General features: G+C 63.6%; 9 protein-coding genes and 1 riboswitch. Of the genes, 3 read left to right on the top strand and 6 right to left on the bottom strand.

What is annotated here, in order from left to right; translation table 11 throughout:
* Positions 1-59 precede the first annotated feature (59 nt).
* The 5 genes from groL to Q0K23_RS05820 form a co-directional block, all read right to left on the bottom strand.
* Positions 60-1688 carry a chaperonin GroEL gene (groL, locus tag Q0K23_RS05840; RefSeq protein ID WP_294519120.1) on the bottom strand — a complete coding sequence of 543 codons (1629 nt, stop codon included), beginning with the start codon at positions 1686-1688 and terminating at the stop codon, positions 60-62.
* 121 nt (positions 1689-1809) lie between these two features.
* A complete protein-coding gene (groES, locus tag Q0K23_RS05835; protein WP_294519117.1) occupies positions 1810-2094 on the bottom strand; it encodes a co-chaperone GroES in 285 nt (94 codons plus the stop codon).
* Between the two features lie 215 nt (positions 2095-2309).
* Positions 2310-3275, bottom strand: a complete 966-nt coding sequence (locus tag Q0K23_RS05830; protein WP_294519113.1) for a diacylglycerol kinase family protein — start codon at positions 3273-3275, stop codon at positions 2310-2312.
* 15 nt (positions 3276-3290) lie between these two features.
* Positions 3291-4475, bottom strand: a complete 1185-nt coding sequence (locus Q0K23_RS05825) for an S-layer homology domain-containing protein (protein ID WP_294519109.1) — start codon at positions 4473-4475, stop codon at positions 3291-3293.
* Positions 4476-4519: 44 nt separating this feature from the next.
* Positions 4520-5641: a class I SAM-dependent RNA methyltransferase gene (locus Q0K23_RS05820; RefSeq protein WP_294519105.1), complete on the bottom strand. Its 1122-nt coding sequence runs from the start codon at positions 5639-5641 to the stop codon at positions 4520-4522.
* A gap of 388 nt (positions 5642-6029) precedes the next feature.
* On the opposite strand from Q0K23_RS05820, the gene Q0K23_RS05815 reads away from it, so the two are divergent.
* The 3 genes from Q0K23_RS05815 to Q0K23_RS05805 all read left to right on the top strand — a co-directional run bounded on the left by Q0K23_RS05815 (position 6030) and on the right by Q0K23_RS05805 (position 9096).
* A complete protein-coding gene (locus Q0K23_RS05815) occupies positions 6030-7328 on the top strand; it encodes an HlyC/CorC family transporter (RefSeq protein ID WP_294519102.1) in 1299 nt (432 codons plus the stop codon).
* A gap of 130 nt (positions 7329-7458) precedes the next feature.
* A riboswitch (FMN riboswitch) is annotated at positions 7459-7576 on the top strand.
* Between the two features lie 111 nt (positions 7577-7687).
* Positions 7688-8305, top strand: coding sequence for an ECF transporter S component (locus tag Q0K23_RS05810; RefSeq protein ID WP_294519100.1), 618 nt, complete (start codon positions 7688-7690; stop codon positions 8303-8305).
* Entirely contained in the window at positions 8302-9096 is a 795-nt protein-coding gene (locus Q0K23_RS05805; protein ID WP_294519097.1) for a creatininase family protein, read from the top strand. Before Q0K23_RS05810 ends, Q0K23_RS05805 begins: the two co-directional genes overlap by 4 nt.
* 293 nt (positions 9097-9389) lie before the next feature.
* Here the strand turns inward: Q0K23_RS05805 and Q0K23_RS05800 are convergent, their stop codons facing one another.
* Positions 9390-12833 (bottom strand): pyruvate carboxylase, encoded by a 3444-nt coding sequence (locus Q0K23_RS05800; protein WP_294519094.1) that lies wholly within the window; start codon positions 12831-12833, stop codon positions 9390-9392.
* Positions 12834-13018 lie beyond the last annotated feature (185 nt).

The raw sequence follows: 13018 nt of genomic DNA, 5'->3' as shown, positions 1-13018 counted from the left end.
GTAAATCGGGGACACCAGCCACAGAAGATCCAGCGGTATCAAGGGTCAGCGGCTATTTTTTAGTACATGCCGCCCATGTCGGGAGCAGCGGGAGCAGCGGGAGCGGCGGGCTGGGGCTTGTCGGCCACCAGGGACTCGGTGGTCAGCAGGGTGGCGGCGATGGAGGACGCGTTCTCCAGAGCGGAGCGGGTCACCTTGGTGGGGTCCACGATACCGGCGGAGATCATGTCCACATAGGTCTCGTTGTAGGCGTCGAAGCCGTAGCCCACCTTGTCGGCCTTCTTCACGTTCTCCAGCACCACGGAGCCGTCGATGCCGGCGTTGGTGGCGATCTGGCGCATAGGCTCGGTCAGGGCCTTGGCAATGATGCGCACGCCGGTCTTCTCGTCGCCCTCGGTCTCGGCGAGCAGCTTCTCCACGGCGGGCACAGCGTTGACATAGGCGGTGCCGCCGCCGGCCACGATGCCCTCTTCCACAGCGGCGCGGGTGGCGTTCAGGGCGTCCTCGATGCGGAGCTTCTTCTCCTTCATCTCCACCTCGGTGGCAGCGCCCACACGGATGATGGCCACGCCGCCGGCCATCTTGGCCAGACGCTCCTGGAGCTTCTCACGGTCATAGTCGGAAGTGGTGGTCTCGATCTGAGCGCGGATCTGGCCGACGCGGGCCTTGATGGCCTCGCTGTCGCCGGCGCCGTCCACGATGATGGTGTTCTCCTTGGAGACCTTCACCTGACGGGCACGGCCCAGCATATCCATGGTGGCCTCCTTCAGCTCCAGACCCACCTCGGAGGAGATGACGGTGCCGCCGGTCAGGGTGGCGATATCCTGGAGCATCTCCTTGCGGCGATCGCCGAAGCCGGGGGCCTTGACGCACACCACGTTCAGGGTGCCGCGCAGCTTGTTGACGATGAGGGTGGACAGGGCCTCGCCCTCCACGTCCTCAGCGATGACCAGCAGCTTCTTGCCGGACTGGACGACCTGCTCCAGAATGGGCAGCAGCTCCTGGATGTTGGAGATCTTCTTATCGGTGATGAGGATGAGGGCGTCGTCCAGGACAGCCTCCATCTTCTCGGTGTCGGTGACCATATAGGGGGTGATGTAGCCCCGGTCGAACTGCATGCCCTCGACCACTTCGCTGTAGGTCTCGGCGGTCTTGGACTCCTCCACGGTGATGACGCCGTCGTTGGAGACCTTCTCCATGGCCTCGGCGATCAGCTTGCCGATGGTCTCGTCGCCGGAGGAGACAGCGCCCACGCGGGCGATGTCGGCGGTGCCGTTGACCTTCTGGCTGTTGGCCTTGATGGCGTCAATGGCGGCGGTGGTGGCCTTGGCAATGCCCTTCTTCATGACCATGGGGTTGGCACCGGCGGCCAGGTTCTTCAGACCCTCGCGGATGATGGCCTGAGCCAGCAGGGTGGCGGTGGTGGTGCCGTCGCCGGCCACGTCGTTGGTCTTGGTGGAGACCTCCTTCACCAGTTGGGCGCCCATGTTCTCAAAGGGGTCCTCCAGCTCGATCTCCTTGGCGATGGTCACGCCGTCGTTGGTGATCAGGGGAGCGCCGAACTTCTTGTCCAGCACCACGTTGCGGCCCTTGGGGCCCATGGTGATCTTCACGGTGTTGGCCAGCTGGTTCACGCCCCGCTCCAGAGCGTGACGGGCCTCTTCGCCGTAGCAGATAATCTTAGCCATAATGAAAAACCTCCAATTTGTGAGATAAGTTCAGGGTGAAATGCGCGTCCATTCACGGCACTTGGCGGCTGGGACGCTTGGAACACGCTTCGCTGACTTGCGCCGGCTCAGCGCGTCTTAATTACTCCACAGTAGCGAGAATGTCGCCCTGACGGACGATGGTGTACTCCTCGCCCTCAACCTTGACCTGGGTGCCGGAGTACTTGCTGGTGATGACCTTGTCGCCCACCTTCACGGTCATGACGACTTCCTTGCCGTCCACCATGCCGCCGGGGCCGACGGCGATGACCTCGGCCACTTCGGGCTTCTCCTTGGCGGAGCCGGTGAGGATGATGCCGCTCTTGGTGGTCTCCTCGGCCTCCACCATCTTGATGATCACGCGATCAGCCAGGGGTTTGAGATTCATAGCTGGTTCCTCCTTGCATATATGAAGCATATATTTGTAAACTATCTCATGTCTTAGCACTCATTTTACCGGAGTGCTAACGTACCTATAATAATAGCTTTGGAACGCAAAATGTGCAAGTAAAAAAACGCTGGATTTTCACCCGAATTTCAGGTAAAATCCAGCGTTTTTAAAAATAGCTCACTCAAAATACTGAAAGCTCCGTTTTTCTCACTCTAACGGGATGCTGCAGAAAATGAGTGCTCGCAATTGTTAGCAGTCTGTAAACTTTCACGCCAAAATACGTCGGAGGGGTAAAAAAAGTTGATTTTCTTCCCGGACAGCCGGACCGTAAAGCTGCGGGAGCGCATGACCTCGCCGTCCACCACGGCCACCAGCTCCTCCGGGGAGGTGAAGGAGATCTCCTGACAGTGGAAGTCCCGGATGACCTGGGGACATTGGCGGTAGAGGCCCTTGGCGTACTTGCCCACCAGGCGGAAGAAGGTGAAGCGGCTCACCTTGGGCACCACCAGCATGTCCAGCACGCCGTCATCGGGCTGGGCGTCTCCCACGGGCATGAAGCCGCCGCCGTAGTACCGGCCGTTGCAGATGCAGATGATGGTGCTCAGGCCGTCCAGGGTCTGGCCGTCCACGCGGATCTGGGTGGGGCGGGTCAGGCCCTTGAACACATTGACCACCAGGGACAGGATGTAGGCCCCCACGCCGGACACCAGGGGCAGCGCCTTGTATTTATACACGTCGGCGGCCACCCGGGCGTCCACGCCGGCGCAGATGACCCCCAGACCCAGCTTGCCGTTGCAGTCCATCAGATCCAGGGCGGCCTGGGGCCCCTCCGCCAGGGCGGCCAGGTCGGAGAAACGGGCCCGGTAGTCCTTCCCAAAGATCTTCAGAAAATCGTTGCCTGTGCCCTTGGGCACGTTGGTGACGGCGGCGTTGTCATATCCGGCGGCGCCGTTGACCACCTCGTTGAGGGTGCCGTCTCCGCCGCAGGCATAGATGCGCACCGGCGCTCCCGTCTGGGCGGCGGCCCGGGCCAGGGTCTCCCCGGTGCCTGCGCCGCTGGTAAAGGCGATCTCGTAGTCCAGCCCCTTGCCGCCGAAAATCTCTCTGATCTGGGCGGTGAGGGCGTCGGTGCTGCCGTGTTTTCCGGCAGCGGGGTTGATGATGAACAGGTGCTTCAAAGCACGCTCAGCTCCTTATGAAAAAGTAGAGGAGACAAGCTGGACCCCGGCGGCACGGTAGTAGGCGGGGGAGTCGTTGGCGGGCCAGAGGAGGATGCGCTGCTCCGGCCGGGCGATGCGGGCCACCATGGCGGCCACCTCGCTGCGGGTGATGACAGCCTCAGGCCGGAAGGTCAGTTGCTTGTCGCTGCCGCTGACAATGCCCTTGGCGTACAGGGCGTAGATGGAGCTGGCGGCAAAGTCGCCGCCGGCCACGTCGGGGATGGAGGAGGCCACCCGGCCGGCGTCGTTGATGTCGTCCGCCTCCCGGACGGGGGCGGTGGCGGCCAGTACCAGGGCCAGCTCGGCCCGGGTGATGGGCCGGGTGTAGCTGCTGAAGGTGGTGTCGGTGATGATGCCGTTGGTCAGGCAGTAGTTCACCGCGTTGGTGTACCAGGGGTCGCCGCCGCTGGAGAAGGTCCTGCCGGCGTAGGTGCTGTCCAGCACGGCGGCCATCTTCAGGGCCTCGCCCACGGTGAGGGTGCTGTAGGGCTGGAAGGTGCCGTCCCCCGGGCCCTCCATCAGGCCCAGGTTATAGGCCAGGTCCACCCACAGGTCGAACCAGTCCTTGCCGGACACGTCGGAGAAGGCGGCGATGCGGCCGGAGCGGAGGGAGAAGGATGCAAAGGGCACCCCCAGGTTGGAGAGCGCCTGGGGCAGGGAGGAGAGGCTGATTCGGGCGCTGTCCCGGTCGGCCCAGCGGATCACGATCTCCTTGCCCTTTGTCCCCTGCTCCACGGTGATGGAGCTGGCGCCGGTATACAGCTGGTGGGAGGCACCCTTCTCTCCGGGTACAGGCACCACGGACAGCAGCTCCCACACGCCCTCCCGCCGGGCGATGTACACCCCGCAGTCCACCGGGGTCAGGCTGTCGTACAGAGGCTCCAGCAGCCACAGCCCGTCCTGCCGCAGCAGGCCGTACTTGCCGTCCTCCTTCACCCGGGCCACGCCCAGGGAGAAGTCGGAGGCCTCCTCAAACCGGAGGGGAATGGATACGATACCCGAGGCGTTGACGTAGCCCCACGCGGAGCCGTCGGTGGCGGTGGCCATGCCCTCGGTGTAGGTGCCTTTGATCTCCAGCGCCAGGGCGGCGGGGGCGGCCAGGGAGAGGGCAAGCGCCAGGGACAGGAGGAGAGACAGCTTGCGGACGGTTCGTTTCATTTCAGACTCCTTTTTGTGACAGCCTCCCGGTGTGGGGGGCTGGCTTACCGCTTGTTGTACTGGAACAGGTCGCACTTGATCATGCCGTTGTACAGCTTGCGCTTTTTGTCGGCGGTGCGGCCGAAGGTGCGCTCGAACTCGGTGTGGGAGGACAGGACGGACACCCGCCACCCGGCAGGCAGCCCCCGCACCGCCTGGCCAAAGGCCTCATACAGGCCCTCAGCCTCCCGCTTCTCCATGATGCGCTCGCCGTAGGGGGGATTGGTGACCACCCGGCCGTAGGGCTCGCTGCGGTGGAAGCGGGTGGCGTCGGCCACGTCAAAGCGGACCAGGTCGTCCACTCCGGCCTTCTCCGCGTTGGAGCGGGCGATCTCCACCGCCTTGGGGTCGATGTCGCCGCCCCAGATGTCGTATTGGCCGTCAAACTCCCTGTCCATGGCCTCGCTGGCGGCGTCCATCCAGGCCTGTGAGGACAGCCAGGGCCACTTCTGAGCGGAGAAGGACCGGTCCAGGCCGGGAGCCCGGTTCCTGGCAATGAGGGCGGCCTCGATGGCGATGGTGCCCGAGCCGCAGAAGGGGTCGCAGAAGGGGTCCCTGCCCCGGTACTGGGACAGCATCACCATGGCGGCGGCCAGGGTCTCCCGCAGGGGAGCCACCACGCCCACCGCACGGTAGCCCCGCTTGTGGAGCCCGGCGCCGCTGGTGTCCAGCATGATGGTGGCGGTGTCCTTCATGATGGAGAACTGGATCTGGAACAGGGGGCCGTTCTCCGGCAGGGTCTCCAGCCCATAGGCCTTGCCCAGCCGGGCGGCGGCCGCCTTCTTCACAATGGACTGGCAGGCGGGCACCGAGTGGAGGGCGGAGTTGAGGCTGTGGCCCTTCACGGGGAAGGCGGCGGTACGGGGGAAGTACTCCTCCCAGGGGATGGCCCGCACGCCCTCGAATAGGGCGTCAAAGTCGGGGGCGGGGAAGGAACCCAGCACCAGCAGCACCCGCTCACCGGTGCGCAGGTTCAGGTTGAGGCGGGGAATGTCCCCAGGCCGGCCGGTACACAGCACATGGCCGTTTTCCGCCCGCACGTCGGCCAGAGACAGACGGCGCAGCTCGTCCGCGGCCAGGCCCTCCAGCCCGAACAGGGTGGGAACAAAAAATTTCAGCTGGTCCATAGAAACCTCCGTAGGCCCGGTTGGGGGCCCCTGTGTGAATCAGGGCCTGGAGAGCGGCAGCGCCGCCCGGCAGGCCATACAAAATTAGTATAGCTTAAATTGTAGGGGATGGCAAACCATTTTGCTGCCGGAGAGAAACTTTTCGGACCATGGGGGCAAAATGCGCCTCTTGCATTTTGCGCGGGGCTGTGATATCATCTGTACCAATAAGCAGGAAAGGACCCGGTGAGCACTCGTGGACGAACCTCCCTTACCCAACTGCATAGCTGCATGTGTTGAGGACAGCGTTATCCCTCTGGGATAGGGCTGTCCTTTTGCGCGCAGAAACGGGAAAACGCCGGGGCAACCCCCTGCAAATACATAGTACTTAGGAGTGATCAGTTCCATTATGGACAGTGCCAGTATTATCATGATAGTCGTTCTCATCTTTCTGGTGGCCATGTCGTCCTACTTCTCGGCCACGGAGACCGCCTACTCCTCCCTCAACCGGGTGCGGCTGAAGAGCCGTGCCGACGCCGGAGACCGCCGGGCCGCCCTGGCCCTGGACCTGGAGGAGGACTTTGACCGCCTGCTCTCCACTCTCCTGATAGGCAACAACATTGTCAATATCACCGCCACCACCATCGGCACCGTGCTCTTCACCGACCTGCTGGGCACCTACGGCCCCACAGTGTCCACCGTGGTGCTGACGGTGGTCATCCTGATTTTTGGCGAGATCTCCCCCAAGAGCCTGGCCAAGGAGTCCCCCGAGGCCTTTGCCATGTTCGCCGCGCCCCTGCTGAAGTTCTTCCTCACCGTGCTGCGGCCCCTGAACTTCCTCTTCACCCAGTGGAAGAAGCTGCTCACCCTCATCTTCCACAAGAAGGAGGACGAGGGCATCACCGAGGAGGAGCTCATCACCATGGTGGACCAGGCCGAGGATGAGGGCGGCCTGGACCAGCACGAGAGCGAGCTGATCCGCTCCGCCATTGAGTTCGGCGACATGGAGGTGGAGGAGATCCTCACCCCCCGGGTGGACATCGTGGCGGTGGAGGACACGGCCACCATGGACGAGGTGGCCAAGGTGTTCGCCGAGAGCGGCTTCTCCCGCCTGCCCGTGTACCACGAGGACATCGACGACATCGTGGGCATCATCCACGAGAAGGACTTCCACGCCGCCCGGTACCACGGCATCAGCGACCTGGCCTCCTTTATGGGCACCGTGCTCTACACCACCGGCAACACCAAGATCTCCCAGATGCTCCGCATTCTCCAGCGGGAGAAGGCCCACATGGTCATCGTGGTGGACGAGTACGGCGGCACCGAGGGCCTGGTGACCATGGAGGACATTGTGGAGGAGCTGGTGGGCGAGATCTGGGACGAGCACGACGAGGTCATCGAGCAGTTCCAGAAGCAGCCCGACGGCAGCTACCTCATCTCCTGTTCCGCCGACCTGACCGACCTGTACGACCTGTTCTCCATCAAGGGCAGCTGCGACGCCAACACGGTGTCCGGCTGGGTCATGGAGCAGATCGGCCGCATCCCCGAGGAGGGGGACCGGTTCCAGGCCGACGGCCTGGACGTGACCGTCACCAAGGTGGACCACCGCCGTGTCATGGAGATCAAAGTGGTGGTGCTGCCCGAGGAGACCGAAGAGGAGAAAAAGGACAAGAAGGACAGAGAAAAAGACAAGGATAAGGAGGGCTGACAAGCCTTTCCACCCTGATTTTCCGCCGGAAGGCCTCGGCCCTCCGGCGGAACTTTTTCCGGGAGAGAAAATTTGGTCATCTGTCTTGTCAGCGCCGGACGGTTGTGCTATACTGTCCCCGACAAGTCAATAAATTCTTCGGGGCAGGGTGCAATTCCCTACCGGCGGTATAGTCCGCGACCCGCGCAAGCGGCTGATTTGGTGGAATTCCAAAACCGACAGTATAGTCTGGATGAGAGAAGAAATGGAGAGAAACAGAGACTCGGTGCCCCACGGTTGTGCACGGAGTCTTTTTTTGTCCCCAGGTTTCGGAGGGTTTACCGAGCTTGTAAATTTGGCTCTGAAAAGGGGACATTGCAATGAAATCCATGAAGAAGACCCAGATTTTCGTGCTCACCGCCATGCTGGCCGCCGTGGCCGGGGTGCTCATGTCCTTTGAGTTCCCCCTGCCCATGATGCCGCCCTTCTACAAGATCGACTTCAGCGACGTGCCCGCCATCATCGCCACCTTCCTGCTGGGTCCAGTGCCCGGACTGTTCATCGAGGTGGTGAAGATCCTCATCAAGCTCCTCACCGTGGGCACCACCACCATGTTTGTGGGCGAGTTTGCCAACCTGCTGGGCACTCTGCTCTTCATCCTGCCCCTGTGGGCCATCTTCAAGCGCATGGGCGGCGACCGGAAGGCCGGCATCACCGCCCTGGCGGTGAGCCTGCCCATCCGCATCGCCTTCTCCTGCGTGCTCAACGCCTGCATCACCCTGCCCCTGTACGCCAAGGCCATGGGCATGCCCCTGAATGAGGTGATCCTGGCCGTGGGGGCGGTGAACCCCCTGATCCAGAACCTGCCCCTGTTCCTGGTGCTGGCCACGGTGCCCTTCAATCTCATCAAGCTCCTGCTCAACTATGTGGTGGGCTTCCTGCTGTACGACCGCCTGAAGGCCACCAGCGTGGCCAAGAGAATCGAGGCAAAAGCATGATCCGGAATTACAGAGACCTGACCCGCCTGGAGATGGAACAGGTGGACAAGGAGAACACCATCATTCTCATCCCCGTGGGCGCCCTGGAGCAGCACGGCAACCAGGCCCCCCTGGGCACCGACGACATCATCGCCGAGGCCATGGTGGAGTACCTGGGCCGGGCGCTGGAGGAGGCGGGGGAGAAGGACTTTCCCATCCTGGCCTTCCCCGTCATCCCGGTGGGCCTGAGCACCGAGCACCGCAACTTCTGCGGCTCGGTCACCCTGCGGCCGGACACCTATTACCACCTGCTCTACGACATCAGCGTCAGCCTGGCCCACCACGGATTTAAGAAGCTGGCCTTCCTGGTGTGCCACGGGGGCAACGCACCCATTGTCCAGGTGCTCAGCCGGGAGCTGCGCAGCGAGCTGGGCATCTCCCCCTTCATCCTCTCCTCCGGCGCCTTCGGCCACCCGGACGTGCGGGCCACCGTGTCCGAGGGGAACATCTACGACTTCCACGGCGGGGAGATGGAGACCTCCATGGTCATGGCGGTGGACCCCTCGCTGGTGAAGCTGGAGACGGCGGAGGCCGGCATCCCCACCGCCTTTGTGGGCAACCAGACCCTGAAGACCGGGGGCAGCGTCACCATCGGCTGGGTGTCCGAGGACTGGAAAACCGCCGACGGCAAGCCCATCGGCATCGGCGGGGACCCCTCCGGTGCCACCGCGGAGAAGGGCCGCATCATCCTGGAGACCAGCGCTAAGGTGCTGGTGCCCGGCCTGCGGGAGATCCGGGACTGGAAGGCCTGAGCAGCCGGAAAAGACAATAAGAGAGCGCGCGCCGCAGATCTGCGGCGCGCGCTTTTTCCTTTGGAAAGCCGGTTTTGATGGAAAAATCAGTCGGGCTTGACGGTGAAGAGGAGCTGACCGGCCTTGACGTTGTCGGCCCCGCAAAACAGGTTTTGCGGGGACCCCGGACTCCATTTCCCCGGGACGAGTGAATCGCCCCGGGGCAAGGCCGCCCCAGGGGCGGCGCTTGGACGCGCACAGCGCGGCGCGCCGGAGGCGCGGAGGGCGACGGACAGACCACAGGGGAGACGGGGTCAATCGGGCTTGACGGTGAAGAGAAGCTGACCGGCTTTGACGTTGTCGCCCTCCTGAACATGGACGGCCTCCACGGTGCCCGCCAGACGGGCCACCACGCTGGTCTCCATCTTCATGGCCTCGATGATGCCCAGCACCTGGTTGGCCTCCACCCGGTCCCCGGGCTGGACGCTCACCTTGGACACCATACCGGGGATGGAGGCGCCCACCTGGCTCTTGTCCGACGGATCGGCCAGGGTGACCTGGACGCCCTTCACCTCGGCGGTCCTGTCGGGCACCGCCACCTCGCGGCGCTGGCCGTTGAGCTCGAACTGGACGGTGCGGGTGCCGTCCTCGTTCAGGTCGCCCAGGCCCAGGTACTTGATGACCAGGGTCTTGCCCTCCTCGATGTTGATCTGGTTGGTCTCGCCCAGGGCCATGCCGTTGAAGAACACATGGCTGCCCATGCGGGCAATGTAGCCGTACTCGTTGCGGTGCTGCCGGTACTCCTCGTACACCTTGGGGTAGAGGCAGTAGGACAGCATGGCCCGCATATTGATCTCGTCGCCGCCCATGAAGGGGCGCATCTTCTCCCGCACCGCGTCAAAGTCCACGGCGGGCAGCAGCTCGCCGGGCCGGCAGGTGATGGGCTTCTCGCCCTTGAGCACCACCCGCTGCAAATCCTCGGGGAAGCCCCAGGCCGGCTGGCCCATCATGCCCTTGAAATAGCTCACCACGCTGTCGGGGAAGGTGAGGGCCTCGCCCCGCTCCACGATGTTCTCCGGCGTCAGGTTGTTCTGCACCATGAAGATGGCCAGGTCGCCCACCATCTTGGAGGAGGGGGTCACCTTCACGATGTCGCCCAGCATGTCGTTGACGGTCTTGTACATCTCCTTGACCTCTTCGAACCGGTGGCCCAGGCCCAGGGAGATGACCTGGGGATACAGGTTGGTGTACTGGCCGCCGGGGATCTCGTAGCGGTAGATGTCGGTGGTGGGGTTCTTCAGGCCGTGGTCGAAGTTGTCATAGCGCAGGCGCACGTCGGCCCAGTAGTCGTCCAGCTTCTGGAGCCGCTGCAGGTCCAGGCCGGTGTCCCGCTCCGTGCCCTGGAGGGCGGCCACCACCGCGTTCATGGAGGGCTGGCTGGTCAGGCTGGACATGGAGGCGATGGCGCAGTCCACAATGTCCACACCCGCCTCGGCGGCCATGAGGTAGGCGGCCACCTGGTTGGCGGTGGTGTCGTGGGTGTGGAGGTGGATGGGCAGGCCCACCTCCTGCTTCAGGGTGGACACCAGCTTCTTGGCCGCGTAGGGCTTGAGCAGGCCGGACATGTCCTTGATGGCCAGCAGGTGGGCGCCCCGGCGCTCCAGCTCCTTGGCCAGGTTCACATAATACTGAAGGGTGTACTTGTCCCGCTTGGGGTCCAGGATGTCGCCGGTGTAGCAGATGGTGGCCTCGCAGAGCTTGTTCTCCTGGAGCACCTGGTCCATGGCCACCTCCATGCCGGGCACCCAGTTGAGGGAGTCGAAGATGCGGAACACGTCGATGCCGCTGCGGGCGGCCTCCTTCACGAACTCCCGGATCAGGTTGTCGGGGTAGTTGGTGTACCCCACCGCGTTGGCGCCCCGGAGGAGCATCTGGAAGGGGATGTTGGGGATCTTCTTCCGCAGGGTGTCCAGCCGCTCCCAGGGGGACTCGTGGAGGAACCGGTAGGCCACGTCGAAGGTGGCGCCGCCCCACATCTCCAGGGAGAAGCAGTCGGCCAGGATCTCGCTGGTGCCGTCGGCCGCCAGACGCAGGTCCCGGGTGCGCACCCGGGTGGACAGCAAGGACTGGTGGGCGTCCCGCATGGTGGTGTCGGTGATGAGCAGCTTCTTCTGGTCCAGCACCCACTGCTTCACCGCCTCGGGGCCCTCACGGTCCAGCATCTGCTTGAGCCCCTCGGGCCGGTTGCCGGTGACGGGCGGGAACCGGGGGATGTCGTACTGCTTGCGCTCGGCGGAGGGGTTGTCCACCTGGATCTGGGCGATGTACTTGAGCACCTTGGTGGCCCGGTCCCGGCCGATGTTGATGTCAAAGAGCTCGGGGGTCTCGTCGATGAACTTGGTGTGGCACTGGCCGGCCTGGAAGGCGGGGTGGGTGAGGATGTTGGTGATAAAGGGGATGTTGGTCTTCACGCCCCGGACGTGCTCCTCGCTGACGGCCCGCACCGCCTTGTGGCAGGTGCCCACAAAGGTGTTGTCCCAGGCGGTGACCTTGACCAGCAGGGAGTCGTAATAGGGGGAGATGACCGCGCCGGTGTAGGCGTTGCCGCCGTCCAGCCGGACGCCGAAGCCGCCGCTGGACCGGTAGGCGGTGATCTTGCCTGTGTCGGGGGCGAAGTTGTTGGCCGGGTCCTCGGTGGTCACCCGGCACTGGATGGCGTAGCCGCTGATGTGCACGTCCTCCTGTTTGGTCAGGCCGATGCGGGGGTCGGACAGGGGGCAGCCCTCGGCGATGAGGATCTGGGCCCGCACCAGGTCCACGCCGGTGACCATCTCGGTGACCGTGTGCTCCACCTGGATCCGGGGGTTCATCTCAATGAAGTAGTGGTTGCCGTCCTTGTCCACCAGGAACTCCACGGTGCCCGCGTTGACGTAGCCCACATACTTGGCCACCTTCACCGCGTCGGCGTGGAGCTTGTCCCGGATCTCCTGGGGCACGCTCCAGGCGGGGGCGTACTCCACCACCTTCTGGTACCGGCGCTGGAGAGAGCAGTCCCGCTCTCCCAGGTGCATCACGTTGCCGTACTGGTCGCCCAGGATCTGCACCTCGATGTGCTTGGGCTCTACCAGGTACTTCTCGATGAAGATGTCCTCGCTGCCGAAGGCCTTCCGGGCCTCGTTGCGCACCAGCTCAAAGGCGGGGGCCACCTCCTCCGGCGTGTCGCACCGGCGCATGCCGCGGCCGCCACCGCCGGCGGCAGCCTTCAGGATGATGGGGAAACCGTAGGAAACGGCCTTCTCCAGGGCCTCGTCCGCGTCCTTCAGGGGGCGGTCGGAGCCGGGGATGGTGGGCACGCCGCAGGCGATGGCCGTGGCCTTGGCGGCCAGCTTGTCGCCCATGCGGGAGAGCACCTCGGAGGAGGGGCCGATGAACTTGATGCCCTCGGCCTCACAGGCCCGGGCGAAGTCCGGGTTCTCGGACAGGAAGCCGTAGCCCGGGTGGATGGCGTCCACCTTCCGCCGCTTGGCCAGGTCGATGATGGCGGGAATGTCCAGATAGGCCCCCAGGGGGGACTTGTTGTGGCCGATCAGATAGGCCTCGTCGGCCCGGGTGCGGAACAGACTGTTGATGTCCTCGTGGGAGTACATGGCCACGGTGTGGAGCCCCAGGTCGTAGCAGGCGCGAAACACCCGGATGGCGATCTCGCCCCGGTTGGCCACCAGTACCTTGTTGAATATACGCTCTGTCACGTGCTTCATCCTTTCTTCCCACGGCGGCTGCGGCCCGGAGGAAAGGCCGCCGCGCTCCGCGGATTCAGTCAGACTGATGTGTTAAAGTCCATTATACAGACTGCAATCTGATTTTGCAATGAAATTTATTGTGCTCTGCAAAAAAAGAGCAGAATACCAAAAGTCGAGAGAAAAAACAATAAAAAATGAAAGAA

The sequence above is a fragment of the uncultured Pseudoflavonifractor sp. genome, from assembly GCF_944387275.1.
Taxonomy (GTDB): Bacteria; Bacillota; Clostridia; order Oscillospirales; family Oscillospiraceae; genus Pseudoflavonifractor; species Pseudoflavonifractor intestinihominis.
The sequence above is the reverse complement of the archived record's forward strand: the minus strand, read 5'-3'. Positions and strand labels throughout refer to the sequence as shown.

Excerpts from the sequence above, each read along its gene's own strand:
- groL (WP_294519120.1), bottom strand. The coding sequence starts at position 1,688 with ATGGCTAAGATTATCTGCTACGGCGAAGAGGCCCGTCACGCTCTGGAG.
- groES (WP_294519117.1), bottom strand. The coding sequence starts at position 2,094 with ATGAATCTCAAACCCCTGGCTGATCGCGTGATCATCAAGATGGTGGAG.
- Q0K23_RS05825 (WP_294519109.1), bottom strand. The coding sequence starts at position 4,475 with ATGAAACGAACCGTCCGCAAGCTGTCTCTCCTCCTGTCCCTGGCGCTT.
- Q0K23_RS05820 (WP_294519105.1), bottom strand. The coding sequence starts at position 5,641 with ATGGACCAGCTGAAATTTTTTGTTCCCACCCTGTTCGGGCTGGAGGGC.
- Q0K23_RS05815 (WP_294519102.1), top strand. The coding sequence starts at position 6,030 with ATGGACAGTGCCAGTATTATCATGATAGTCGTTCTCATCTTTCTGGTG.
- Q0K23_RS05810 (WP_294519100.1), top strand. The coding sequence starts at position 7,688 with ATGAAATCCATGAAGAAGACCCAGATTTTCGTGCTCACCGCCATGCTG.
- Q0K23_RS05805 (WP_294519097.1), top strand. The coding sequence starts at position 8,302 with ATGATCCGGAATTACAGAGACCTGACCCGCCTGGAGATGGAACAGGTG.
- Q0K23_RS05800 (WP_294519094.1), bottom strand. The coding sequence starts at position 12,833 with ATGAAGCACGTGACAGAGCGTATATTCAACAAGGTACTGGTGGCCAAC.